Origin of the sequence: Bartonella taylorii 8TBB, from assembly GCF_902825155.1 — a bacterium.
GTDB classification, from domain to species: domain Bacteria; phylum Pseudomonadota; class Alphaproteobacteria; order Rhizobiales; family Rhizobiaceae; genus Bartonella; species Bartonella taylorii_A.
The window spans coordinates 1-458 of record NZ_CADEAG010000115.1; the positions used below are offsets into that span (position 1 = coordinate 1).

The following is a 458-nucleotide window of genomic DNA, read 5'->3' on the forward strand; positions in this document are numbered from 1 at the left end:
CCACCGGGAAAATGAACCCTGAAAAAGGGGGTACAATCGTTTTTGGGATTGCAGAAAGGTGTAAACAAACAGGGGCGGCCCCTTTTTGAGGAGGAAAAGGAGGAAATCCAGGCAAGGATGCAGGAGGAGATTAAGATTTTGCAAGGTTTTCTGTAGGAGCATGGGAAAGCCACGCAATTATCCCCTCAAAAAAACTTTCAAAAAGGGGGATCGGAAGAGGGTGCTGGTGGGGAAAGGGGGTGAGACCCGGGGTTGCCGGCCTATTAAAAAAAAAACAGGATCAATGCGTCCTACTTTGCTGGTGGTAGAATATCTATTTGTTTCAAAGGATGCATATGCGTATTCTCGTTTTTCCATCCCCTTTTCTCCTCCTCTTTTTTCTGGCCGGATTTGGGCCTCTCAACCTCAACGTGGAGATTTGGTCCTTTTTAGCTTCCCACGCACTCCGTAGATTGATT

At 46.9% G+C, this 458-nt stretch carries 1 pseudogene; it reads left to right on the forward strand.

Features of this window, described 5'->3' with window-relative positions:
* Positions 1 to 256: 256 nt before the first annotated feature.
* Positions 257 to 448, forward strand: a pseudogene (locus J7R13_RS09955) (S26 family signal peptidase); the annotation flags it as partial.
* Positions 449 to 458 lie beyond the last annotated feature (10 nt).